18 protein-coding genes are annotated in these 21,214 nt (G+C 72.8%); 6 read left to right on the top strand and 12 right to left on the bottom strand.

The window, feature by feature from the left end:
* Window positions 1-13 precede the first annotated feature (13 nt).
* Both MTQ10_RS02355 and MTQ10_RS02350 read left to right on the top strand, forming a co-directional pair.
* A complete protein-coding gene (locus tag MTQ10_RS02355; protein WP_247461653.1) occupies window positions 14-2,506 on the top strand; it encodes a beta-glucosidase in 2,493 nt (830 codons plus the stop codon).
* A gap of 239 nt (window positions 2,507-2,745) precedes the next feature.
* Window positions 2,746-3,453 (top strand): hypothetical protein, encoded by a 708-nt coding sequence (locus MTQ10_RS02350; RefSeq protein WP_247461651.1) that lies wholly within the window; start codon window positions 2,746-2,748, stop codon window positions 3,451-3,453.
* A gap of 242 nt (window positions 3,454-3,695) precedes the next feature.
* Here the strand turns inward: MTQ10_RS02350 and MTQ10_RS02345 are convergent, their stop codons facing one another.
* Window positions 3,696-4,667 carry an aldose epimerase family protein gene (locus MTQ10_RS02345; protein WP_247461650.1) on the bottom strand — a complete coding sequence of 324 codons (972 nt, stop codon included), beginning with the start codon at window positions 4,665-4,667 and terminating at the stop codon, window positions 3,696-3,698.
* 10 nt (window positions 4,668-4,677) lie between these two features.
* Window positions 4,678-5,577, bottom strand: coding sequence for an SGNH/GDSL hydrolase family protein (locus tag MTQ10_RS02340; RefSeq protein WP_247461648.1), 900 nt, complete (start codon window positions 5,575-5,577; stop codon window positions 4,678-4,680).
* A gap of 263 nt (window positions 5,578-5,840) precedes the next feature.
* Here MTQ10_RS02340 and MTQ10_RS02335 point away from each other — a divergent pair, with 263 nt between their 5' ends.
* Window positions 5,841-6,335, top strand: a complete 495-nt coding sequence (locus MTQ10_RS02335; protein ID WP_247461646.1) for a DUF3145 domain-containing protein — start codon at window positions 5,841-5,843, stop codon at window positions 6,333-6,335.
* Between the two features lie 170 nt (window positions 6,336-6,505).
* Here MTQ10_RS02335 and fabF read toward each other — a convergent pair whose 3' ends face one another.
* The 5 genes from fabF to fasR form a co-directional block, all read right to left on the bottom strand.
* Window positions 6,506-7,771: a beta-ketoacyl-ACP synthase II gene (fabF, locus tag MTQ10_RS02330; RefSeq protein WP_247461644.1), complete on the bottom strand. Its 1,266-nt coding sequence runs from the start codon at window positions 7,769-7,771 to the stop codon at window positions 6,506-6,508.
* Window positions 7,772-7,856: 85 nt separating this feature from the next.
* A complete protein-coding gene (locus MTQ10_RS02325) occupies window positions 7,857-8,105 on the bottom strand; it encodes an acyl carrier protein (protein WP_004931691.1) in 249 nt (82 codons plus the stop codon).
* Between the two features lie 78 nt (window positions 8,106-8,183).
* A complete protein-coding gene (locus MTQ10_RS02320; protein WP_247461642.1) occupies window positions 8,184-9,185 on the bottom strand; it encodes a ketoacyl-ACP synthase III in 1,002 nt (333 codons plus the stop codon).
* A gap of 24 nt (window positions 9,186-9,209) precedes the next feature.
* Entirely contained in the window at window positions 9,210-10,121 is a 912-nt protein-coding gene (locus MTQ10_RS02315) for an ACP S-malonyltransferase (RefSeq protein ID WP_247461640.1), read from the bottom strand.
* An 88-nt stretch (window positions 10,122-10,209) separates the two neighbouring features.
* A complete protein-coding gene (gene fasR, locus MTQ10_RS02310; RefSeq protein ID WP_247461637.1) occupies window positions 10,210-11,415 on the bottom strand; it encodes a fatty acid biosynthesis transcriptional regulator FasR in 1,206 nt (401 codons plus the stop codon).
* Window positions 11,416-11,522: 107 nt separating this feature from the next.
* On the opposite strand from fasR, the gene MTQ10_RS02305 reads away from it, so the two are divergent.
* Window positions 11,523-12,203 carry a pirin family protein gene (locus tag MTQ10_RS02305; RefSeq protein WP_247461705.1) on the top strand — a complete coding sequence of 227 codons (681 nt, stop codon included), beginning with the start codon at window positions 11,523-11,525 and terminating at the stop codon, window positions 12,201-12,203.
* A 9-nt stretch (window positions 12,204-12,212) separates the two neighbouring features.
* Here the strand turns inward: MTQ10_RS02305 and MTQ10_RS02300 are convergent, their stop codons facing one another.
* Both MTQ10_RS02300 and MTQ10_RS02295 read right to left on the bottom strand, forming a co-directional pair.
* Entirely contained in the window at window positions 12,213-14,153 is a 1,941-nt protein-coding gene (locus MTQ10_RS02300) for a serine/threonine-protein kinase (RefSeq protein WP_247461635.1), read from the bottom strand.
* Between the two features lie 161 nt (window positions 14,154-14,314).
* Window positions 14,315-15,136 carry a serine hydrolase domain-containing protein gene (locus MTQ10_RS02295; protein WP_247461633.1) on the bottom strand — a complete coding sequence of 274 codons (822 nt, stop codon included), beginning with the start codon at window positions 15,134-15,136 and terminating at the stop codon, window positions 14,315-14,317.
* 113 nt (window positions 15,137-15,249) lie between these two features.
* Here MTQ10_RS02295 and MTQ10_RS02290 point away from each other — a divergent pair, with 113 nt between their 5' ends.
* On the top strand, window positions 15,250-15,744 hold the full coding sequence (locus MTQ10_RS02290; protein WP_247461631.1) for a MerR family transcriptional regulator: 495 nt from the start codon (window positions 15,250-15,252) through the stop codon (window positions 15,742-15,744).
* Window positions 15,745-15,826: 82 nt separating this feature from the next.
* Here MTQ10_RS02290 and MTQ10_RS02285 read toward each other — a convergent pair whose 3' ends face one another.
* The 3 genes from MTQ10_RS02285 to MTQ10_RS02275 form a co-directional block, all read right to left on the bottom strand.
* Window positions 15,827-16,690: a DUF4429 domain-containing protein gene (locus MTQ10_RS02285; protein ID WP_247461629.1), complete on the bottom strand. Its 864-nt coding sequence runs from the start codon at window positions 16,688-16,690 to the stop codon at window positions 15,827-15,829.
* 58 nt (window positions 16,691-16,748) lie between these two features.
* Entirely contained in the window at window positions 16,749-17,966 is a 1,218-nt protein-coding gene (locus tag MTQ10_RS02280) for an alpha/beta hydrolase (RefSeq protein ID WP_247461627.1), read from the bottom strand.
* A gap of 201 nt (window positions 17,967-18,167) precedes the next feature.
* Window positions 18,168-18,797 (bottom strand): TetR family transcriptional regulator, encoded by a 630-nt coding sequence (locus tag MTQ10_RS02275; protein ID WP_247461625.1) that lies wholly within the window; start codon window positions 18,795-18,797, stop codon window positions 18,168-18,170.
* A gap of 76 nt (window positions 18,798-18,873) precedes the next feature.
* Between MTQ10_RS02275 and MTQ10_RS02270 the strand changes: the two genes are divergently transcribed.
* Window positions 18,874-20,490, top strand: a complete 1,617-nt coding sequence (locus tag MTQ10_RS02270; protein ID WP_247461623.1) for an MFS transporter — start codon at window positions 18,874-18,876, stop codon at window positions 20,488-20,490.
* Window positions 20,491-21,214 lie beyond the last annotated feature (724 nt).

Below are 21,214 nucleotides of genomic sequence, written 5' to 3'. Positions count from 1 at the left end.
TGGAGGCACCCCCATGCCGGGAACCCCGCCCAGCCCGTCGAGCACGCCCGCCGGCACCGCCGCACCCGACGCCACGCCCGACGCCGCCAGGGAAGCCGTCGTCTCCGCCGCCCTCGCCGCACTCGATCTCGACGCCAAGACCCGGCTGCTGGCCGGTCAGGACCTGTGGACGCTGCCCGCGCTGCCCGAGATCGGCCTGAGGTCCCTCGTCATGTCGGACGGCCCGATCGGTGTGCGCGGCGTGCGCTGGAGCGCCGACGACCCGGCCGTCGCCCTGCCCTCCCCGACCGCGCTCGCCGCCACCTGGGACCCCGGCCTCGCCCACCGCGCCGGAGTGCTGCTCGCCCAGGAGGCCCGCCGCAAGGGCGTCCACGTGCTGCTCGCCCCCACGGTCAACCTGCACCGCTCCCCGCTCGGCGGACGGCACTTCGAGGCGTACAGCGAGGACCCCTGCCTCACCGGCCGTATCGGCACCGGATATGTGCGGGGCGTCCAGTCCGGCGGCGTCGCCACCACCGTCAAGCACTTCGTCGCCAACGACGCCGAGACCGACCGCTTCACCGTCGACAACAGGGTCGGCGAACGCGCCCTGCGCGAGCTGTATCTGGCGCCGTTCGAGGCGATCGTCGCCGGAGCCCGCCCCTGGGGCATCATGACCGCGTACAACCAGGTCAACGGCACCACCATGACCGAACACCGCCGCCTCGTCGGCGAGATCCTGCGCGGCGAGTGGGGCTTCGACGGCGTCAACGTCTCCGACTGGACCGCCGCCCGCGACACCGTCCGCGCCCTCCACGGCGGCCTCGACATCGCCATGCCCGGCCCCGACACCGTGTACGGCGAGCACCTCGCCCGAGCCGTCCGCTCCGGCGAGGTCGACGAGGCCCTCGTCGACGACGCCGTACGCCGCGTCCTGCGGCTCGCCGCCCGCGTCGGAGCGCTCGACGGCGCCGAACCCGCCGTCACCGAACCGCCCGCGCCCGTCGACGGTACGGCCCTCGCCCGTGAGATCGCCCGCCGCTCCTTCGTCCTCCTCCGCAACGAGAACGCCGCCCTGCCCCTGCGACCCGGCCGCACCGTCGCCCTCATCGGCGCCGCCGCCCGCGACGCCCGCGTCCTCGGCGGCGGCTCGGCCACCGTCTTCCCCGACCACGTCGTCTCCCCGCTCGACGGCCTCACCGCCGCGCTCCCCGACGGCACCCTCACCTACACGGTCGGCGCCGACCCCGCCACCGAACTCTCCATCGCCGAACAGGGCCTGGACCTCACCGCCGTGTGCCGCGCCGCCGACGGCACCGTCCTCGGCACCGCCCCCGCCGCCACCGGCCTCGTCCAGTGGGTCGGCGACGACCTGCCCGACGGCGTCACCCACGACCGCCTCCACACCGTCGAACTCACCGGCACCTTCACCCCCCGCACCACCGGCACGCACACCTTCGGCATCCGCGGCATCGGCACCTTCACCCTCACCGTCGACGGCACCACCCACTTCGACGGCCACCAGCCGCCCGCCGACAGCAGCGACCCCTTCGAGGCCGCCTTCGGCACCCCGGTGGCCCACGCCCACGTCGACCTCACCGCCGGCACACCCGTCCAGGTCTCCCTGCGTCATGCCGTCGACCCCGTCCCCGCCCGCCCGATCCGCTCCGTCCTGTTCGCGCTCGCCCACCAGGAGCCGCAGCGCGACCCCGACGAACTGATCGCCGAGGCCGTCGAGGCCGCCCGCGCCGCCGACACCGCCGTCGTCGTGGTCGCCACCACCGAACGCGTCGAGTCCGAGGGCTTCGACCGCGAGGACCTGCGCCTGCCCGGCCACCAGGACGCCCTCGTCGAAGCCGTCGCCGCCGTCAACCCCGACACGGTCGTCGTCGTCAACGCCGGCTCACCCGTCGAACTGCCCTGGCGCGAAAGGGTCGCCGCGATCCTCCTCACCTGGTTCCCCGGCCAGGAAGGCGGCGCCGCCCTCGCCGACGTCCTCACCGGCACCCATGAACCGGGCGGCCGGCTCCCCACCACCTGGGGCAGCCTCGCCGACGCCCCCGTCACCCAGGTCGTCCCCACCGACGGCCGACTCACCTACAGCGAAGGTGTCTTCATCGGCTACCGCGCCTGGGAACGCGCCGGCCGCACCCCCGCCTACCCCTTCGGCCACGGCCTCGGCTACACCGACTGGGCGTACGAATCCGTCGAGACGGACGGTACGACGGTGAAGGTCCGCGTCCGCAACACCGGCCCCCGCCCCGGCCACGAGACCGTCCAGGTGTACCTGGCCCCCACCTCCGCCGACCCCGGCGCACCGGAACGCCCCGCCCGCTGGCTGGCCGGCTTCGCAGGCGTCGACGCCGCCCCCGGCGAAACGGCCGACGCCGTCGTCGAACTGCCCCGGCGCGCCTTCGAGGTATGGGACGAGTCACGCGGAGCGTGGCGTTTTGTGAAGGGTTCGTACGAGATCCAGGTGGGCCACTCTCTCACGGACCGCGCACTCACCGCAGCGGTTAACGTCTGAACCGGGCACATCGCCTCGACGTGAGCGCCCCGGCCCGGGACCTGACCCCTGGCCGGGGCTCGTGACGGCCGCGGCGGGTGTGACAGCCCGCGCCCCATCAGGGGCAGCCCGGGCCGTGTCCCCAACAGCCGCAGCCGAACCCGTACGGGCCGCCGCAGGGCCTTCAGCCGTACCCGCCGCAGCCCTACCCGCCCCAGCAGCCCTACCCGCCGCAGCCGCAGCAGCCCCAGGCCCCGCGCATGAGCCTCGGCGAGGGGGAGATGCGGATCGACCCCACGCTCGACGCCGGGCAGCGTGAGCTGGTCATCGAGATCCAGAAGAAGTCGAAGACGTTCGCGATCGGGCTCGTCCTCGGCGTCCCGCTCACCTTCGGCGGTCTGCACCACGGCATCACCGAGAAGCCCGCCGGATTCGCCGCCGCCGCGATCGGGCTCGTCCTCGCCGCTGTCGGCGCCGTCGCCATGGTCCGGATGCGTGCCCTGCGCGAGCGGTTGCGGGGCATCACCCCGGACGCCTGGCGCTCCCCGGCCGCCCATCTGCCCGGAGCCCGCCGCGCCGCCACCCTCGCCGCCTACGTCAACGGCGTCCTCGCGCTGCTCAACCTCGGCGCCGTCGGCTGGCTGCTGGTGAAGGGCGCCGGCTGGGGCGCGTACGGCAACTCGTTCGGCTTCGGCGCCCTCATGCTCGGCGCCGCGATCCCGCTCGGCATGGGACTGGCCGCCGCGAGCACGATCCCGCAGCTGCTGCGGGTCGTCCCCGCCGGGGCCAAGGTCGGGCGCAGCCTGTACTCGGTCCTCATGGTCCTCGGCGCCACCATGCTCATCAACGGCGTCAAAGGCGCCGACCCGACCGCCCTCGTCGTCGGCGGTGCCGTCACCGCCGTCTGCCTGGGCGCCATGACCCTGCTGGGCCGCGCCGTCAAGCGCATGCGCGGCGAACAGAGCTGACGGCCCCGCCGCCCGCACACTCGGGCATCCGCCCCGCACACTCGGGCATCCGCCGCGGCACGCTCGGGCATCCGCCCCGCACACTCAGACATCCGCCCCGCGCACTCGGGCATCCGCCCCGCGCACTCGGGCATCCGCCCCCGCACACTCGGGCATCCCGCCCCCCGGCATACTCCGGCATCCGCCCCGGCCCACGGGCGGCCCGCCCCGCCCGCGGGCGCCGCCGACGGGTCGGTGGGACGTCACCGCACCGAGAAGCCGTACACCGTCTCCGAGCGGTACACCTCGCCCGGCCGGAGCACCGTCGACGGGAAGTCCGGCCGGTTGGGGGAGTCCGGGAAGTGCTGGGTCTCCAGCGCCACCCCCTCGTTGGGCACGAACGGCTCACCCAGATGGTCGCCCGTGTACAGCTGAAGGCCAGGCTCGGTCGTCGCCACCGTCAACACCCGCCCGGACGCCGGGTCGTACAGCTCCGCCACGTGCTCCGGACGGTCGGTGACGCCCTTGTCCAGCACGAAGTTGTGGTCGTAGCCGGAGCCCGTCTTGCGGGGCGTGCGGAAGTCGAAGCGGGTGCCCGTGACGTCCGCCGGTTCGCCCCGCGGGATCAGCACCTCGTCGACCGGCGTGTAGCGGGATGCCGCCAGCCGCAGCTCGTGCCCGCCCGCGTGCCCGCCGCCCGACAGATTGAAATAGCTGTGGTTGGTGAGGTTCACGACGGTCGGCGCGTCCGTGACCGCCTCGTACGCCAGATGCAGCGCCCCGGACTCGTCCAGGGTGTACGTCGCGGAGACCTCCAGGCGGCCCGGGAAGCCCTCCTCTCCGTCGCGGGAGACCCGCGTCAGACGCAGGCCGTGCTCGACCGGCTCGACGTTCCACACACGCTTGTCGAAACCGCGCGGGCCGCCGTGCAGCGAGTTCGGCCCGTCGATCGCGGCGAGCTCGTACGTCCGCCCGTCCAGCGTGAAGCGGGCGCCCCCGATCCGGTTGGCGTACCGCCCCACCAGCGCGCCGAGGAACGGCCCCGGGTGCGCGAGATAACCCGCCAGGTCCGGGAAACCCAGCACCACATCGCCCGTGGCGCCCTCCCGGTCCGGGACCTCGACCGACTGCACGATCCCGCCGTACGACAGCACCCGCACGCGCACGCCCGCGCGCTCCAGCGTCCACCGGTGGACCGGGGTGCGATCGGAAAGTGTGCCGAAAAGTTCGCTCATGATGCGAACCCTAGGCCACGGGGTGCTCCGCCGTGACGGTGCGGTAGGCGATCTCGGCCAGCCGCGCCTGCCCGTCCGTGCTCGGATGGAACCAGTCCCAGTGGCTCAACTGGTCCGTGCCGAACTGGTAGGCATGGACCGCGCCGCCGTCGAAACGGCAGTACCGGTCCTTCGCGCACACCTCCTCCAGCACCTTGTTGTACGCCTCCACCCGCTCCTGCACCGTCTCCCGGCGCCTGTTCGCCGCCGCGTCCAGCGCGTCCGCGTCGGCCAGCATCGACGGGCAGATGCCCAGCTTCCAGATCTGCTTGCCCAGCGCGCTCGTCCGCCCTTGCGACCACAGCCGCTTCAGATTCGGCACGCTCGCCACATACACCTGCGCCTTCGGCGCGCCCGCGCGCAGCGTGCGCATCGCCTCCTCGAACTGCGCCTTGAAATCCGCCACCGCCGTCATCTGCGTCACCGACCGGCGGCAGGCGTCGTTGGCGCCCGCCATCACCGTCACCAGCTGCGGGTCGCGCGCCGCGGCCTGCCGCATCTGGCCGGGCAGGTCGGCCATCCGGGCGCCCGTCACCGCGTAGTTCCAGCTGTGCGTCGCCGCCCGCGCCCGCCCCAGCAGCCGTACCGCCAAGGAGTCCACAGCCGTGCTGGTGCCGGTCGCCCATGACACCTCCGGGCAGTCCGACAGCACCGAGCAGGCGTCGAAACCACGGGTGATGGAGTCCCCGACGGCCACGATCGACTCCGGGTGCGGATTCCACGACGGCGTCGGACTCGCCGACGGGCGCGTCCCGTCCGGCACACCGGACGAGCCGTGCGCCCCGCCCGCCGCGTCACAGCCGGCGGCCCCCAGCACCGCCGCCACGACGACGGCCAGCCCGGCCCGCACCCTGCGGCTGGAGTTCCGCATCCGCTGACCCCCTAGGCCCGACGACACAACGGCGAAAGATCTCTCCCCCCATGACAACGCGCGAGGGTTCCCCGGTCGTGCCGTGCAACGGCTCACACCCCCACAAGCGTCCCCCTGGGTGAATGGCGGGGGTTTCAGCACACCGGGACCGACGGTACGTCACACTCCTCGCGCCGCCGCACGGTAGCCTCGCCATCAACGTGGCAGCCCTGCCGCCGCCGCTGTGCCAGCCCGCAAGACGACCCGCCCCTCCGGAGGTCCCGGTGACGACACGTGGAGTTCTGTACGTGCACTCCGCGCCGCGCGCGCTGTGCCCGCACGTCGAGTGGGCCGTCGCCGGGGTGCTCGGCACACGCGTCAACCTCGACTGGATCCGGCAGCCCGCGGCACCCGGCACCTGGCGCTCCGAGTTCTCCTGGCAGGGCGAGCCCGGCACGGCGTCCAAACTGGCGTCCGCGCTGCGCGGCTGGCAGCTGCTGCGCTTCGAGGTGACCGCCGAGCCCTGCGCCACCGCCGAGGGCGAGCGCTACTCCTGCACCCCCGACCTCGGCATCTTCCACGCCGTCACCGGCATCCACGGCGACATCCTCATCCCGGAGGACCGGCTGCGTGCCGCCCTGCTGCGCAGCCGACGCGGCGAGACCGACCTGGAGGCCGAGCTGTCCAAGCTGCTCGGCAAGCCCTGGGACGACGAACTGGAGCCGTTCCGGTACGCCGGTGAGGGCGCCCCGGTCCGCTGGCTCCACCAGGTGGTCTGACCCCGCCCCGGCGGCACCGGCAGGGCATCCCGCGGCCACGCACGCCCCACGGCCAGGCGACGGACGCACACAAAGGCACTCATCGGCACCCGGCGGCACACACGACGCAGGGCCCGTACCCCCTCTCGGAGGTACGGGCCCTGCCGTGCTTGCACGGCTCTGCGCCGCGATCAGATCGTGCGGAACGCCAGCACCACGTTGTGCCCGCCGAAGCCGAACGAGTCGTTCAGCGCGGCGATACGGCCCTCCACGGGCAGCTTCCGCGCCTCGTCACGCACGATGTCCGCGTCGACCTCGGGGTCGAGGGTGGCCACGTTGATGGTCGGCGGGGCCAGCCGGTTGTGCAGGGCCAGCACCGAGGCGACCGACTCGATACCGCCCGCGCCGCCCAGCAGATGACCCGTCATCGACTTGGTCGCCGAGACGGCCATGTGGTCCACGTGGTCGCCGAACGCCTTGCGCAGCGCCTTGATCTCACCGATGTCGCCCTGCGGCGTCGACGTGGCGTGCGCGTTGACGTGCACGATCTCCGCCGGGTCCAGGTCGGTGTTCTCCATCAGGTTCTGCAGCGCCGCCGCGATGCCCGTGCCGGACGGCTCCGGCTGCGTGATGTGGTGCGCGTCGGCGGAGATGCCCTGGCCGACGGCCTCCACGTAGATCCGGGCCCCGCGCGCCTTCGCGTGCTCCTCCGACTCCAGGACCAGCACACCGGCGCCCTCGCCGAGGACGAAACCGTTGCGGTCGACGTCGAAGGGGCGGGAGGCGCCCTGCGGGTCGTCGTTGTTCTTCGACATCGCCATCATGTTGCCGAACGCGGCGATGGGCAGCGGGTGGATCGCCGCCTCCGTACCGCCCGCGACGACGACATCGGCGCGGCCCGTACGGATCATCTCGATGGCGTAGCCGATGGCCTCGGCACCGGACGCGCACGCCGAGACAGGGGTGTGCACACCGGCCTGCGCGCCCAGCTCGATACCGACGTTCGCCGCCGGGGAGTTGGGCATCAGCATCGGAACGGTGTGCGGGGAGACCCGACGGACACCCTTCTCGCGCAGGATGTCGTACTGGTCCAGCAGCGTGGTCACGCCGCCGATGCCGGAGGCGACGACCGCACCCAGCCGGTGCGGGTCCACGGACGGGTCCTCGCCGGCCCGGCCGGTGAACCCGGCGTCCTTCCACGCCTCGCGGGCGGCGATCAGCGCGAACTGCGCCGAACGGTCCAGCTTGCGTGCCTGCGGGCGGGGAATGACCTCACCCGGGTCGACGGCGATCTGCGCGGCGATACGGACCGGCAGCTCGGCCGCCCATTCCTGCTCCAGCGGGCTGACGCCGGAACGACCGGCGACCAGACCCTCCCAGGTCGAGGCTGCGTCGCCACCCAGCGGTGTGGTTGCGCCGATACCGGTGACGACCACGGTGCGATTGGTCGGGCTCACGGGAAATCTTTCTCCAACGGATCAGAGGATCGAGCGGCGCCACCGCCGGGTGGCGGGGCCGGGGCTACCCGGCCCATGCAGTGGCTCAGGCCTGGTGCTTGAGGATGTAGTCGGTCGCGTCGCCGACGGTCTTGAGGTTCTTGACGTCGTCGTCCGGGATCTTCACGTCGAAGCGCTCTTCGGCGGCGACGACGACCTCGACCATGGACAGCGAGTCGACGTCCAGGTCGTCGGTGAAGGACTTGTCCAGCTGGACGTCCTCAACCGGGATCCCGGCGATCTCGTTCACGATCTCGGCGAGACCGGCGACGATCTCTTCCTGAGTGGCGGCCATGTTGGCGCTCCTTCGTTGATATTCCAGAGGTGTAGCGGTACCCACCGTGTCCGGACCGGGTGATCCGGCACGGAGTGCCTAGGGGAGAGTAACGACCGTCGCGGCGTACACGAGACCCGCCCCGAAGCCGATGACGAGTGCGGTGTCACCGCTCTTCGCCTCACCGGTCGCCAGGAGCCGCTCCATCGCGAGCGGGATCGAGGCGGCCGAGGTGTTGCCGGTGGTCCGGATGTCACGGGCGATCGTGACCGACTCCGGCAGCTTGAGAGTCTTCGCCAGCGAGTCGATGATCCGCTCGTTGGCCTGGTGCGGAATGAACACGTCCAGGTCGTCCGAGGTGATCCCGGCCGCGTCCAGCGCCTGCTGGGCGACCTTCGCCATCTCGAACACGGCCCAGCGGAAGACCGCCTGACCCTCCTGGGTGATGGCCGGGAACCGCTCCACCGTGCCCTCACGGTACGCCGTCCACGGCACCGTCTGCTTGATCGTCTCCGACTTGTCGCCCTCGGAGCCCCACACGGTCGGGCCGATCGCCGGCTCCTGCGAGGGACCGACCACGACCGCGCCGGCACCGTCACCGAACAGGAAGGCCGTCGCCCGGTCCTCCAGGTCGGTCAGGTCGCTCAGCCGCTCCACGCCGATCACCAGCACGTACTCGGCGCTGCCCTCGACGATCATGCCCTTGGCGAGGGTCAGGCCGTAACCGAAGCCCGCGCAGCCGGCCGAGATGTCGAAGGCGGCGGCCTTGTCCGTGCCCAGCTTGTCCGCGATCTCCGTCGCCACCGCCGGGGTCTGCTTGAAATGCGACACCGTGGAGACGACGACCGCGCCGATCTGCTCGGCGGAGATCCCGGCGTCGGCGATCGCCTTGCCGGACGCCTCGATGGACATCGCGGCGACGGTCTCCTCGTCGTTCGCCCAGTGGCGGGTCTGGATGCCCGAGCGGGAACGGATCCACTCGTCGGACGAGTCGATCTTCTCGAGGATCACCTCGTTCGGCACGACCCGGGTCGGGCGGTAGCCGCCCACGCCGAGGATGCGCGCGTACGGGGCGCCCTTGCCGGCCTTGATCTTCGCCATCTTCGAATCGGCTCCTTGGGCGTCTCAGGCGTGCTCTGCGATGAGGTCGCGGGCCGCGTCGAGGTCGTCGGGGGTCTTCAGGGCCAGCGTCGCCACACCCGGCAGGGCGCGCTTCGCGATGCCGGTGAGGGTGCCGCCCGGGCACACCTCGATCAGGGCGGTGGCGCCCAGCTCCTTGAACGTCTCCATGCACAGGTCCCAGCGGACCGGGTTGGCGACCTGGCCGACCAGACGCGAGACGACCTCGTCCCCCGCCGTCACGGCCCTGCCGTCCTTGTTCGACACGTACGGCACCTTCGGGTCGGCCGGCGCGAGACCCTGCGCGGCCTCCGCCAGCTTGTCGACCGCGGGCGCCATGTGGTGCGTGTGGAAGGCGCCGGCCACCTTCAGCGGCACGACCCGGCGGACACCCTCCGGCTTGTCCGCCTCCAGCGCGGCGAGCTGCTCCAGCGTGCCCGCGGCCACGATCTGGCCCGCACCGTTGACGTTGGCCGGGGTCAGGCCCAGCTTCTCCAGGTGCGGCAGCGTCGTCGCCGGGTCGCCGCCCAGCAGCGCCGACATGCCCGTCGGGGTGATCGCGGCGGCCTCCGCCATCGCCAGACCCCGCTTGCGCACGAGGGTCAGCGCGGCGGTGTCGTCGAGGACACCCGCGAACGCGGCGGCCGTGATCTCACCGACGCTGTGGCCGGCGACGGCACCGGGTGCCACCTCGCCGAGCGCGCCGAACGAGAGCAGACCGGCGGCCACCAGCAGCGGCTGGGCCACCGCGGTGTCCCGGATCTCCTCCGCGTCGGCCTTCGTGCCGTAGTGGGCGAGGTCCAGTCCGATGGCGTCCGACCACGCGGCGACGCGGTCCGCGGCACCGGGCAGGTCGAGCCAGGGGGTCAGGAAGCCGGGCGTCTGGGCGCCCTGGCCGGGAGCGACGAGTACGAGCACTCTCACACTCTCTCTTGCAGACGGGCACGGCCGCCCGTGGGGACAAGGACGAAGAACACGAGGGGGTTTTGTGGACCCTCGACAAAGGCTAGGTCTGGGGATCTCCGTCGGCCAGACGCCCCAGGATGAGCGCGATGCGAAGGGTGAAAGCGGAGCGTACATCGGACGGCGACCATCCGGTGACATCTGTCACACGTCGGAGCCGGTAGCGCACGGTGTTCGGGTGGACGAAGAGCATCCGCGCCGCACCCTCCAGACTGCTCGCCTGCTCCAGATACACGCTCAGTGTCTCCAGCAGCGCCGACCCGGCCTCCTCCAGCGGTCTGTAGATCTCCTCCACCAACTGCTCGCGCGCGTTCGGATCACCGGCGATCGCACGCTCCGGCAGCAGATCGTCCGCCAGCACCGGCCGCGGCGCATCCTGCCACGCCGAGCACGCCTTCAGTCCCGCCGCGGCGGCCTGCGCGGACCGGGTCGCCGCCAGCAGGTCCGGCACCACCGGCCCGGCCACCACCGGGCCCGCCGCGAACGGCCCGATCAGCGACTTCGCCACGGCCAGCGGATTGTCGCTGCCGCCCGCGATCACCACGAGCCGGCTGCCGAGCACCCCGGTCAGCACCTGTAGCTTGGCGTGGCGGGCGGCCCGCCGGATCGCCTCCACGGTCAGCTCGCTGTCCCCGTCGGGCGCGGTGCCCAGCACCACGCACACATGTTCCGGCGAGTTCCAGCCGAGCGCCGCGGCCCGGCTGACGGCGCCCTCGTCGGCCTCCCCGCTCAGCACCGCGTTCACCACGAGGGACTCCAGACGCGCGTCCCAGGCACCGCGTGCCTCGGCGGCCTGCGCGTACACCTGCGCGGTCGCGAACGCGATCTCCCGCGCGTACACCAGCAGCGCCTCACGCAGCACGCTCTCGTCGCCGGGCGCGGCCACCTCGTCGATGGCCGACTCCATCACCTCGATGGTGGTGCGCACCATCTCCACGGTCTGCCGCAGCGTGATCGCCCGGGTCAGCTCGCGCGGCGCCGTGCCGAACACGTCCGTGGAGATCGCCTGCGGCGCGTCCGGGTGCCGGAACCACTCCGTGAACGCGGCGATACCGGCCTGCGCGACCAGCCCGATCCAGGAACGGTTCTCCGGGGGCATCGCCCGGTACCACGGCAGCGTCTCGTCCATCCGCGCGATGGCCTGCGCGGCGAGCGAGCCGGAGGACTTCTCCAGCCGCTTCAGGGTCGCGGCGTGCGGGTGGGCGTCATGCGGAAGGGAGCCGGGACGGCGATTCTCGGGTTCGGGCACGGGACAAGGGTGCCTTATCGGGACGGGGGCGTGTATGGCCGGGTGGGGATCACCCGCCCGTGCCGTGCTCCGCGGCACCCCGCGGCACCGCTACGGTGGGGGCCGTGATGGTGGACGTACAGCGCGCCGGCGACCGGTATCCGGGCGGCGAACCCGACGCCGGGATCGTCTCCCGGCACGCCTTCTCCTTCGGCCCGCACTACGACCCGGCCAACCTCCGCTTCGGCGCGCTCGTCGCCTGCAACGAGGAGCGGCTCGCGCCCGGCGCCGGGTTCGACGAGCACCCGCACAGCCACACCGAGATCGTCACCTGGGTCGTCGAGGGCGAGCTGACCCACCGCGACTCCCTCGGCCGGGAGAGCCTGGTGCGCGCCGGGGACGTGCAGCGGCTCAGCTCCGCGTCCGGCGTACGGCACGTCGAACGCAACGACGGGGACCGGCCGCTGACGTTCGTGCAGATGTGGCTGGCCCCGCTGGAACCGGGCGGCGACCCCTTCCACGAGGTCGTCCGCGGCCTCGCCGACGGTACGCCCTATCCCGTGCCCGAGGCCGGCGCGGTCCTGCACGTCAGCCGTCCCGGCGCCGGGGAGCGCACCGCCGTACCCGACGCGCCGTACGTGTACGCGCATGTCGTGCGCGGCCGGGTCCGGCTCGCCGGGGAGGAGCTGGACGCCGGGGACGCGGTGCGGATCACGGACGCCGAGGGGCTGGAGCTGCTCGCCCGGGAACCGGCGGAGGTGCTGCTGTGGGAGATGACGCACCCCCGACCGGTGTCCGGGTCGGGGTGATCCGGCTCGCTACGACTCGGTGGGCTCCTCGGCGTTGCGCCACACCGTCAGGTCGACGGTGATGTAGTCGCTGGGGTCGTTCTCCGGGGACGCGCCCTGGAAGGTGACCAGCGCGATGTGTCCGGAGTTCGTGTGCACGCACAGCTGCGAGCCCTTGCTCAGCCGCGACAGATGGACCTTCTTCGTGTACCGGGTCACGCTGCGGCAGGTGGCCAGCGAGCCTTTCTCGCTGTTGGACAGCAGCACCATCCGCTCGCTGTCGGTGCCGATCACCGGCGACTTGTCGTCCGAGTACGAGACGTCGTCGTCGTAGTACAGCTCCGCGTTGTCGCCGTAGGCGGCGTTGGAGCTCTCCTCGGTGTACGGCTTGGGCGGGGAGTCCGCGAACCGGATCCAGTAGTCGTGCGGGATGGTGACGCCGCGGAAGGTGACCGGCTCCGGGTCCGGCAGAGCCTGCGGCGAGGCCGAGGAGCCGTCGCCGTCGGAGCCGCCGGAGGCAGCGGAGGATTCGGAGCCGCCGCTCTTGGAGTCCTGGCCGTCGTTGAGGTTGTTCACCACCGACAGGCAGCCGCCCAGCCAGACCAGACCCGCGACGACGGCGATGCCGATCCCCACGTACCGGCCGGTCCGCTTGCGCGGCGGCAGGGGCCGCGGCTGCCATCCGGGGTGCGGGCCGGGCACGGTGTGCGGGCCCGCCATGGGGTGCGGTCCGTGCGGGACCGGCTGCCCGTGGGCGAACGGCGGCGGCGTCGCCGGGCCCGGCGCGAAACCCGGCGGGGGAGTGGCCTGCATGCCGGGGTGCTGCGGCTGCGGGCCCGCGACGACGGTCGGCGCGGCGTGCACGGGCGCCGGAGGCGGGGTCGGCGGCCCGGCCGGGACCGAGGGCGCAGGTGTGGCGGGGCCGGCCGCGGCCGTCGGCGGCGGAGTCGCCGGGCCCGCCGCCACCGTGGGCGCCGCGTGCCCGGCGGACGACGCGTCGAGCTGCGTGACCGGCGCGGTGGGCGGCGGCGCGGACGGCGCGGCCGTGGGAGCGGCGGCGAGCGCGGCGGAGGCGGAGACCCGCTGGGTGATCTGCTCCTCGATCGGCTCCGGCAGCCAGGACCCGGACTGCCGCAGCGGCGTAGGCGACGCCGCCTGGCACAGCGTGATCAGCTCGGCCGGCGAGGGCCGCTCGGCGGGGTCCTTGGCCAGACAGCGGGCGAGGAACGACAGCTCCTCGGGCAGCCCCTCCAGATCGGGCTCCTCGTGCACGATCCGGTACAGCACCGCGTGCGAGGGGCCGTCGCCGTACGCGCCGCGGCCCCGTGCCGCGTACACCGCGACCTGCCCGAGCGCGAAGACGTCCGCCGCAGCGGTCACCGGCTGCCCGGCGGCCTGCTCGGGCGCCATGAACGCCGGGGTGCCGACGGAGACACCAGTGCCGGTGAGCGAGGTCGCGTCGACGGCCCGCGCGATACCGAAGTCGATCACCCGCGGCCCGTCGGACGCCAGCAGCACATTGGACGGCTTCAGGTCGCGGTGCACGATGCCCGCGCCGTGCACCACGGACAGCGCCTCGGCCATCCCGGCGAGCAGCAGCAGCACCGACGACAGCGGCAGCGGGCCGTGCTCGGCGACCGCGGACGCCAGCGACGGGCCCGCCACATAGGCGGTGGCCAGCCACGGGGTGGTGCCCTCGGTGTCGTAGTCGATGACCGGGGCCGTGTACAGGCCCTGCACCCGCTGCGCGGCCTGCACCTCCTGGCGGAAGCGGCGGCGGAACTCGGGGTCCTCGCTCAGCTCCGGCCGGATCATCTTCAGCGCGATCGGATGCCCGCCCGGCGTGTACGACAGATAGACGGTGCCCATTCCGCCGGAGCCGAGGCGGGCTGCGAGCCGGTAGCCGGCGACCGACGCCGGGTCGCCCGCCTCCAGCGGACGGAACTGACCCTGCTGTTGTGCTCCTGCCATCCCTGTCTTCCCCCGTGATCCACGACGTCGGCCCGGCCGGGGGCTCGATGCCCGGACCGTCCCCGCGTCCGGGCATGCGTCGCGTCCCACAGCCGGCCGGTCGGGCGAACGTCCCCCGTGCGCACAGGGAGGGTAGCGGAAGAGGGGAGGCGGGTTACGGGTCAGGTCCGCAGCTCGGCGAGGACCGCGTCCGTGAACGGCGGCCACGCCTCGACCGCCCACGGCCCGAACGCCCGGTCCGTCAGCGCCACGCAGGCCGCGCCCGCGTCCGGGTCGATCCACAGGAACGTACCCGACTGCCCGAAGTGCCCGAAGGCGCGCGGCGAGGACGAGGCGCCCGTCCAGTGCGGGGACTTGCCGTCGCGGATCTCGAAACCGAGCCCCCAGTCGTTGGGGTTCTGGTGGCCGTACCCCGGCAGCACGCCCTTCGTGCCGGGGAACTGCACCGTCATCGCCGCGGCGACCGTCCGCGGGTCCAGCAGCCGAGGCGCCTGCACCTCCGCCGCGAACCGCAGCAGATCCTCCACCGTCGACACGCCGTCCTTGGCGGGCGAGCCCTCCAGCGACGTCGCCGTCATGCCCAGCGGCTCCAGCACCGCCTGCCGCAGATACTCCGCGAACGGGATGTCCGTCGCCTTCGCCACATGGTCGCCGAGCTGCTCGAAACCGGTGTTGGAGTACAGCCGCCGCTCCCCGGGCGCACTCGTCGCCCTGTGCTCGTCGAACGCGAGCCCGGAGGTGTGGGCGAGGAGATGGCGGACCGTCGAGCCAGGGGGACCGGCCGGCTCGTCCAGCTCGATCGCCCCCTCCTCGTACGCGACGAGGACGGCGTAGGCCGCCAGCGGCTTGGTGACCGAGGCCAGCGGGAACCGCCGCCCGGCCGGACCGTGCACACCGAGCACGGTCCCGTCGGCCCGTACGACACCCGCCGCGGCGGCGGGGACCGGCCAGTTCTCTATCGACGCGAGGCTGTTCAGCGACATGCCGTCGAGCCTAAGCGCTGCCCGGACCCGACTCGCCCAGGGGTCCGTTCCGCACCCGGTTCTCACCCGCGACGCTTGCTTGGAGTGCACTCGAAGGTCATAGCGTGGAGGCCATGACGGTGATGCAGACCACGGCCTCAGGCCCGGAGCAGGCCGAGGAGAAAGCCACCCGGACCGACATCTGCGCCGCCCCGCCGCCGCGCCATCCCCGGCCCGACGGCCAGGACCGCTACACCATCAGCGAGGTCGCCGCCTTCACCGGGCTGACCGCCCACACCCTGCGCTGGTACGAGCGGATCGGACTGATGGACCACATCGACCGCTCGCACACCGGCCAGCGCCGCTACACCAACCGCGACCTCGACTGGCTCGACCTCGTCGGCAAACTGCGCCTGACGGGCATGCCGGTCGCCGACATGGTGCGCTACGCCCAGCTGGTGCGTGAGGGGGACAGCACCTACGAGGAGCGCAGGGAACTGCTGGAGGCGACCCGGCGCGACGTCCTCGCCCGGATCGCCGAACTGCGCGACACCCTCGCGGTCCTCGACCGGAAGATCGACTTCTACACGGAGGCCCGCACCGGCCGCGCCGCGAAAAGGACACGATGACGCGCGCCGCCCGGGGCGGCAGCCGCGGCTCCCGGGGTGCCGAGCGGCGTCCGGGGCAGGCGCGCTCGCCGCGCCGGCGGGGTCACAGCTCCGCCAGCAGCTGGGCCTTCTTCATGGAGAACTCCTCGTCGGTGACCAGCCCCGCCCGGTGCAGTTCCCCGAGATGCCTGATCCGCTCGGCGATGTCCGCGGGGTCCCGGCGCGCCACGGCCGCCACCGGGACCGCCGCCGGTACGGCCGACGGACCGCGCTCCCGTACGGCGGCCAGCACCGCCGCCGCGAACGGCAGCGACTCGTGCACCGGCCCGTACCCCAGCCCGAACACCACCGCCGACGGGTCCTGATCGGCCGGCAGCGGCTCCGACTCCCCGCGCAGCAGCCGCAGATGCCCCTCGAACACCTCCGGGGAGCGCCACTCCACGCCGCGCAGCTCCGACACGGCGAAACTCTGGTCGCCGGCCTTCCACTTCGCCGACGACGCGCCCGTCCAGAACCAGCGGAAGCGGACCGTGCTCCCGTCGAACGACGCCTTGCCGTCGTACGCCTTGAACGACCGCGGCACCGACGGCGCCTCCACCAGGAACCTCTCCGCCGGCCCCGGCGGATCCAACAGGCCGCGCAGTTCGTCGGCGTAGTACTCGGCGAGGGTCTCCCGGCCGGCGGGCAGCACCAGCCGGTACGGGTCACAGCTCTCCCGCAACTGCCCGTCGGCCGCCTCCATCAGCGGGTCCGCGCCGGGGCGGGGGCGGGCGCGCAGCACGACCGTGCCGCGCCTGCCCGCGGTGAGGGTCACCGCTTCCAACGCGGCGAGCGGCACGCGCCGCTCGCCGAGAGCCTGGAGAAGCTTCGGTGCTCGAATCCCCCGTTCGTAGCGGATGAGCACGGAGTCGGACTCGAACTCCCAGGCGGCATGAAATCCGGCCAGTACGTCACCCATGCGGCTCATCGTATGCGGCACGTCCTCCTCCGTCGCCACCCCGCGCGGACCGCGAAGCCCGCTGCCTCTACGCGCGTCCGGGTGTGGGGCCGCCGGGCAGACCCGCCCGGCAGCCGTCGTCGTTGTGGGCACACTCCACCGAGTCGTACGCGCCGACCCCGATGCCCGCGAGGTTGCGCAGACTGTCGGTGCCCGGTTCGAAGTAACCGGTGTGACCCCGTGCGTCCCGCGCGGACAGCACCCGCGCCCCGAACGCCGCCGACACCGGGTCCTCACCGTGGCCGAGCCCGCCCAGCTCCAGATACGGCACGTCCTGGATCCAGTCGGTGGCGTCCCGCATCGCCCACACACGGGCGGCGGTGCCGAGCCGGTCGGCCTTCGCCACCCGCATGCCGGGGCTCGCGGCGACCGCGATGTCGACGACCCGCCCGGGCATGCCGCGGGCCGCGACCCCGCACACCACCGAGCCGTAGCTGTGGCAGAACATCGCCACCGGCGCCTGCCCGGGCAGCGCCCGCAGCAGCGCGTTCAGCCGTACGGCGCCGTCCTCCGCGCGCATCGCGGTCGCCGAGTCGATGCCGAGCCCGTCGGGCGCGGTGTAGTCGGCCCAGGCGATCACCGCCGTACGCGTGTCCGGGCTCGCCTCCCGCTCGGCCGCGTACAGCGACTGCGCCATGCCGACCGGGGCCGCGTATCTGCGGGCGGTGCGCTGGAAGGTGAGCAGGTCGGTGTCGACGCCGGGGACGATCACCGAGATCCGCTGCGCCCGGCGGAGGTCGCCGAAGACCTCGGCGACCCGGCCCGAGCCCTCCGGGTCGAAGGCGAGGATCTGCCGGCCGGGAGCCATCAGCGACTCGTAGCGGTGCAGCCGGCGGCCCGCCTCCCGCTGTCCGGCGGGGGAGAGCCGGTCGTCGTGCGTCCGCTTCCGCTCGGAGTCCCGGGCCTGCCCGAGCGCGATCCGGTTGGCCCGGTACCGCAGCTCGACGGGCGCGCCGTTCATGTTGCCGACCGCCAGCGGATAGCTGCGGGCGAGACCGGTGCGGTCCTGGGCGGTGAGCGAGGCGAAGAACCGTGCGATACGGGCGGGCCCCTCCCGCGGGTCCGGTAGGGGCCGCCCGTGGACGCTGCCCTCCTCCCACGCGGAGAGCGAGGCCTCCAGCGCGGGCACCACCCGGTCGTGGCGCAGCGCCGTCCACCCGGTGGTCGCCAGCATCACGAACACCACGGCCAGCGCCAGCAGTGCGCGCCAGACGTTCAGGGGCGGTGAGGTGTCGAAGGAAGTCACTGGGAGGACACACTAGGAGAACGAGCGGGTCTCGCGGGAATCGAGTGACCAGGATCACGTTTCGGGCGGGACGGGGCCCGCGGAGGCGATCTCGGGGGTGGCCGCGGCCGGGTTCCGGGGGCTCCTCCGGTTCCCGCCCGGAGGCCCTCCGGCCCTCTCCCGTCGGCCCGCCGTCCCTCTCCCGGTGCCGTCGGCGGACGGTCAGCGCGTCCGCCAGTCCTCCGCGAGCGCCGGTCCCACCTGGTCCAGGTACCGCGCCGTCAGCTCCCGAATCGCCGCGACGTCCAGTTCGCCGGCGGCCGTCCCCCACTGCCGCTCCGTCACCCGGATCACCCCGGCGAACAGCGCCACCACCAGCCGGGGCCGAGGGTCGGTGTCCACGTCCACGCCCTCCCGCTCGGCGAGGATGCGCGCGATCTTCTCCTCCGCCTCCATGGAGCGCCGCAGATGCGCCGCGAGCAGCGCCGGCGTCGACTCGATCACCCGGTACATGCGCAGGTACAGCTCCACCGGGACCACCGCCGAGACCGCCTCGCTCAGACCGTCCCAGCCCTCGATCACCGCCTGCCGCAGCGCCTGCATCGGTGCCTCGTGCGGCGGGCGGGCCCGCACCGCCTCGACGAAACGGGCCTCGCTCATCTCCCGCACCGCGAGCGCGGCGTCCTCCTTGCCGGCGAAGTACCGGAAGAAGGTGCGCTGCGAGACATCGACCGCCGCGACGATGTCGTCCACCGTCGTCGCCTCGTACCCGCGGGTCGTGAACAGCTCCAGAGCGGCGCGCAGCAGCGCGTCACGGGTGCGCTGCTTCTTGCGTTCGCGCAGTGTTTCCATGTGCGCCAGTATGCGGCAGTCGCTGACTTCTGAAATGATTTGTCAATTGTCAGTAGCTGTCACTAGCCTCGCACGCATGACTAGTCAGACCACCGTCGACACCACGGGACCGGGGGACCGGGCATCTGCCGCCCCGCCGGCCCCGCCGCAGGCCGGCCTGCGCGGGCACCCCTGGTTCACCCTCATAACCGTGGCCGTCGGCGTCATGATGGTGGCGCTGGACGGCACCATCGTCGCGATCGCCAACCCGGCCATCAAGCAGGACCTGGGCGCCACGATCGAACAGGTCCAGTGGATCACCAACGGCTACTTCCTCGCCCTCGCGGTCTCCCTGATCACCGCGGGCAAGCTCGGTGACCGGTTCGGTCACCGCCAGACCTTCCTGATCGGCGTCGTCGGCTTCGCCGCCGCCTCCGGCGCGATCGGACTGTCCGACAGCATCGCGCTGGTCGTCACCTTCCGCGTCTTCCAGGGCCTGTTCGGCGCGCTGCTCATGCCGGCCGCGCTCGGCCTGCTGCGGGCCACCTTCCCCGCCGAGAAGCTCAACATGGCCATCGGCATCTGGGGCATGGTCATCGGCGCGTCCACCGCGGGCGGCCCCATCCTCGGCGGCGTGCTCGTCGAGCGCGTCAGCTGGCAGTCGGTGTTCTTCATCAACGTGCCCGTCGGCGTCCTCGCCGTCGTCCTCGGCGTGTGGATCCTGCTCGACCACCGCGCCGAGAACGCCCCCCGCAGCTTCGACCTGCTCGGCATCGGACTGCTCTCCGGCGCGATGTTCTGCCTGGTCTGGGCCCTCATCAAGGCCTCCGACTGGGGCTGGGGCGGCGGACGCACCTGGCTGTTCGTCGGGGTGTCCGTGGTCGGCTTCGCCCTGTTCGCGCTGTGGGAGACCAAGGTCAAGGAACCGCTGATCCCGCTCGCGCTGTTCCGCTCGGTGCCGCTGTCCGCCGGTGTCGTGCTCATGGTGCTCATGGCCATCGCCTTCATGGGCGGCCTCTTCTTCGTCACCTTCTACCTGCAGAACGTGCACGGCATGAGCCCCATCGACGCCGGCCTGCACCTGCTCCCGCTCACCGGCATGATGATCGTCGGCTCGCCGCTCGCCGGAGCGATGATCACCAAGTTCGGGCCGCGCGTCCCGCTCGCCGGCGGCATGGCCCTCACCGCGATCGCCATGTACGGCATGTCCACCCTGGACACCGGCACCGGCAGCGCCGTCATGTCCCTGTGGTTCGCCCTCCTCGGCCTCGGGCTCGCGCCCGTCATGGTCGGCGCGACCGAGGTCATCGTCGGCAACGCGCCCCTGGAGCTGTCCGGTGTCGCCGGCGGACTCCAGCAGGCCGCCATGCAGATCGGCGGCAGCCTCGGTACGGCCGTGCTGGGCGCCGTGATGGCCTCCAAGGTCGACAGCGACCTGCCCGGCAACTGGAAGGCCGCCGGCCTGCCCCAGCTCACGCCGGAACAGCTCGACCAGGCCTCCGAAGCGGTCAAGGGCGGTGTCGCGCCCGTCGCGCCGGACACGCCCGCGGCGATCGCCGCGAAGATCACCGACGTCGCGCACGACACCTTCATCTCCGGGATGAGCCTCGCCTCGCTCGTCGCCGCCGGGGTGGCCGTCGTGGCGGTGCTGGTGGCGTTCCTGACGAAGCGGGGCGAGAACGCGGAGGCGGGGGCCGGGGCGGCGCACATCTGACGCCGTGGCGTCCGCCGAGGGAAATGACGGAATGTCATGATGTCAAGTTGTTTCCCTCGTCAGGGTGAGATCGTCCGGGAACGCTCCTGTTCGGGGGCGCCGGCACGTCACAGTGGGTCACGTCCTCCGGTACGGAATGTTCCATCGGCACATTCGCCGTGCCGGGGGGCGGGCCGGGCTGCGGCGCGCTGCCGGAGGGGGACAGCGCGCCGAGTCCCTTCTTCGCGCAGTTCCCCGCGGCCCCTTTTGCCACCGGCGTGCCGGTGACGCCGCCCTGCGCAGTTCCCCGCGCCCCTTAGTTTGGCGGGGCCATCGTTTCCACCCGCGGGCCGGTGGGGGCGTTCGCGCAGTTCCCCGCGCCCCTTTGGGGGTGCCTGGTGTTTCGTTGTTCACCGCGGGCCGGTGACGCCCTTGTGCGCAGTTCCCCGCGCCCCTTGTGTGTGCCTGGGGCATCGTTTTCACCTGCGGGCCGGTGGGGGTGTTCGTGCAGTTCCCCGCGCCCCTTTGGGGGTGCCTGGGGTTTCGTTGTTCACCGCGGGCCGGTGGGGGGCTTTCGCGCAGTTCCCCGCGCCCCTGATGCCTGCGGCGGCCCGTTTCGGTGGGTGGCTGGTGTAGCGCCGGCTGTCCGGTGGTGGGGTCGGGGCCGCGCCGGGGGGTGTCCGTCCTCGGTGCGACGCCCTGTCCCTCAGATCCTTGCCCTGCGTTTTCGCCGCACGCTGCGGGC

It is taken from the genome of Streptomyces sp. XM83C, assembly GCF_023072675.1.
GTDB lineage: Bacteria > Actinomycetota > Actinomycetes > Streptomycetales > Streptomycetaceae > Streptomyces > Streptomyces thermocoprophilus.
Note: the sequence above shows the minus strand (reverse complement) of the source record. Positions and strands in the feature narration are given on the sequence as shown.

Coding starts and splice junctions, on each gene's coding strand:
- MTQ10_RS02355 (WP_247461653.1), top strand. CDS start 14: ATGCCGGGAACCCCGCCCAGCCCGTCGAGCACGCCCGCCGGCACCGCC.
- MTQ10_RS02350 (WP_247461651.1), top strand. CDS start 2,746: ATGAGCCTCGGCGAGGGGGAGATGCGGATCGACCCCACGCTCGACGCC.
- MTQ10_RS02345 (WP_247461650.1), bottom strand. CDS start 4,667: ATGAGCGAACTTTTCGGCACACTTTCCGATCGCACCCCGGTCCACCGG.
- MTQ10_RS02340 (WP_247461648.1), bottom strand. CDS start 5,577: ATGCGGAACTCCAGCCGCAGGGTGCGGGCCGGGCTGGCCGTCGTCGTG.
- MTQ10_RS02325 (WP_004931691.1), bottom strand. CDS start 8,105: ATGGCCGCCACTCAGGAAGAGATCGTCGCCGGTCTCGCCGAGATCGTG.
- MTQ10_RS02320 (WP_247461642.1), bottom strand. CDS start 9,185: ATGGCGAAGATCAAGGCCGGCAAGGGCGCCCCGTACGCGCGCATCCTC.
- MTQ10_RS02305 (WP_247461705.1), top strand. CDS start 11,523: ATGGTGGACGTACAGCGCGCCGGCGACCGGTATCCGGGCGGCGAACCC.
- MTQ10_RS02300 (WP_247461635.1), bottom strand. CDS start 14,153: ATGGCAGGAGCACAACAGCAGGGTCAGTTCCGTCCGCTGGAGGCGGGC.
- MTQ10_RS02295 (WP_247461633.1), bottom strand. CDS start 15,136: ATGTCGCTGAACAGCCTCGCGTCGATAGAGAACTGGCCGGTCCCCGCC.
- MTQ10_RS02290 (WP_247461631.1), top strand. CDS start 15,250: ATGACGGTGATGCAGACCACGGCCTCAGGCCCGGAGCAGGCCGAGGAG.
- MTQ10_RS02285 (WP_247461629.1), bottom strand. CDS start 16,690: ATGAGCCGCATGGGTGACGTACTGGCCGGATTTCATGCCGCCTGGGAG.
- MTQ10_RS02275 (WP_247461625.1), bottom strand. CDS start 18,797: ATGGAAACACTGCGCGAACGCAAGAAGCAGCGCACCCGTGACGCGCTG.
- MTQ10_RS02270 (WP_247461623.1), top strand. CDS start 18,874: ATGACTAGTCAGACCACCGTCGACACCACGGGACCGGGGGACCGGGCA.